3 protein-coding genes are annotated in these 2,183 nt (G+C 67.0%); 1 reads left to right on the top strand and 2 read right to left on the bottom strand.

The window, feature by feature from the left end; translation table 11 throughout:
• Both AC1D00_RS37840 and AC1D00_RS37835 read right to left on the bottom strand, forming a co-directional pair.
• Positions 1–453 (bottom strand): DUF309 domain-containing protein (locus AC1D00_RS37840; RefSeq protein WP_477014185.1); only part of this gene is annotated, 453 nt, incomplete at its 3' end.
• A 21-nt stretch (positions 454–474) separates the two neighbouring features.
• A complete protein-coding gene (locus AC1D00_RS37835) occupies positions 475–1,293 on the bottom strand; it encodes an alpha/beta fold hydrolase (protein WP_477014184.1) in 819 nt (272 codons plus the stop codon).
• Positions 1,294–1,560: 267 nt separating this feature from the next.
• Between AC1D00_RS37835 and ccmB the strand changes: the two genes are divergently transcribed.
• A partial coding sequence (gene ccmB, locus AC1D00_RS37830) for a heme exporter protein CcmB (protein ID WP_477014183.1) occupies positions 1,561–2,183 on the top strand: 623 nt, incomplete at its 3' end.

Here is a 2,183-nt window from a genome sequence, read left to right as displayed (position 1 = left end):
GAGCAGGGCCGTCAGCGCCGGAATGGGGAAGCTCTCGACAAAGCCGTCGCCGACTGCGGCCGTCTTGCGCGCGCTGAGCGCGCGCAGCTCCGCCAGCGCCTCGCCGAACAGCCGTGCCGCCGAATGCGACCTCTGCATGCGCAGCCGCAAATTCGCATTGGCGACGTGGATGCAGGCCCGCAGCAGAATGCGCTCGCGGCCGCCTTGGGGCGCCGCGGCCCACACCGCCTCCAGCACCTCCTGCGCTTCCCAGAAATAGCCGCGGTCGTTGAGCGCGAGCCCGTAGCGCAGTGCCGGATGGCGCGCCGGCACATGGCCGCGAAAGGCCGAGGGCACCAGCGCCTTGGCCATGTCGAGCGTCACGTAGTCGGCATCAAGCCCGCCGGCCTCGCCCGGCACATAGGCCCATTGCGGCCACGGCAATTGGCCGCTCGCATTCGGCGGCGCACTCATGACAGGTGCGCCTCCGCAACATCATGCGGCGCGTCCCTGAAGTCCCTGGTCGTCGCGCAGGGCCGCCTTTGCAAATTGCTCGATCGCGTCAAGCGTCGCCCCCGGCGCTTCACGATGCGGGGAATGTCCCGCGCCTGAAATGACTTTCAAATCTACCGGACAATAACACTCTTCCTGCGCGATCTCGACCTGGCGCAGCGTACCATATTGGTCGTCCACACCTTGCAGGACCATGACAGGTACGCGGATATAGGCGAGATATTCCGAGATGTCCCAGTCGCGGAATTTCGGATCGAGCCAGGCGCCGTTCCAGCCGTAGAAGGCGTTGTCGACGTCCTTGTGCCAGCGCGCGAGCTTGGTCTTGAGATCGGTGGTCTCGAAGGCGGTCTTGATCGCGGCGATGGATTTCACCGAGATGTCCTCGACGATGAAATGCGGCGCGATCAGCACGAGGCCGTTCAGGCGATGATCCTGATGCGCGCCGGCATAGATCGTCGCGATCGAGGCGCCGTCGGAATGGCCGAGCAGGAGGCCACGCTTGAAGCCGATCGCATCGAGCAGTTTCGGCAGCACGTCCAGCGCCTCGCGCTGCATGTAATCGAGCGGCCGCGGCAGCGCGACCGGGCTCGACTGCCCGTAGCCCGCACGCGAATAGACGAAGATGCCGGCACCGGTCGCCTCTCGAAGCTTTTCCGGTAAGTCGCCCCACAGGCCGACCGAGCCGAGGCCTTCGTGCAGCATGACGATGGTCGGCGCGCCCGCCGATTGCGGCGCCAGCCATTTGTATTCGAGGCTGGCGCCACCGATGCCGAGGAAGCCTGTGGGGGTGAGATTGGTCATGCTGTCACTCTGCTCTTCCGTCTTGTTCAGCGAGGAACGCAATCACGCGCCGCTCACTCCATCRTTCCCTCCCCCCTTGCGGGAGAGGGCTAGGGAGGGGGGTGCCACACGGGGACTCTCAGTGTGACGAAGAACGTCTGGCACGCGACAACGAATACCTTTTCCTGGGCTACCCCCCTCCCCTGCCCTCCCCCGCAAGGGGGGAGGGAGYGCAGTGTGCCTGGGGCAGGCCGTGCAGCGACGCATCAACGGTGGTGGGAGTCTGCCATGACCGCCCTGTCCGCCCTCATCCGCCGGGATATCAGGATCGCGCTCCGCGTCGGCGGCGGGGCGCTGATCGGCGTGCTGTTCTTCCTGACCGTGGTGGTGCTGATGCCGTTCGCGGTGGGGCCGGACCTGGCGCTGCTGTCGCGGCTGGGGCCCGCCATTCTCTGGCTCGGCGCCCTGCTGGCGAGCCTGCTGACGCTGGACCGGCTGTTTATGGCCGACCATGAGGACGGCTCGCTCGACCTGATCACCATGAGCCGGACGCCGCTGGAACTCGCCTGCGCGGCGAAAGCGCTGGCGCATTGGCTGGCGGCGGGCCTGCCGCTGATTGTCGCAACCCCCGTGCTGGGCCTCCTGCTCAACCTCGACATGGTCGCGACCGGCGCGGTGGCCCTGACGCTGCTGGCGGGCACGCCGGCCCTGACCTTTACCGGCATGATCGGCGCCGCGCTGGCGGTGACGCTGCATCGCGGCGGGCTTTTGATGGCGGTTCTGGTGCTGCCGCTGTCGATTCCCGTGCTGATCTTCGGGGTTGCGGCCTCCCAGGCCGTGATCGTCGGCCCCATGTCGTTCGGCGCGCCGTTCTCGATCCTGTGCGCGCTGTCGCTGGTCAGCCTCGTGAT

The sequence above is a fragment of the Bradyrhizobium sp. P2_E8 genome (genome assembly GCF_056403875.1).
Note: the sequence above shows the minus strand (reverse complement) of the source record. Positions and strands in the feature narration are given on the sequence as shown.

Excerpts from the sequence above, each read along its gene's own strand:
- AC1D00_RS37835 (WP_477014184.1), bottom strand. The coding sequence starts at position 1,293 with ATGACCAATCTCACCCCCACAGGCTTCCTCGGCATCGGTGGCGCCAGC.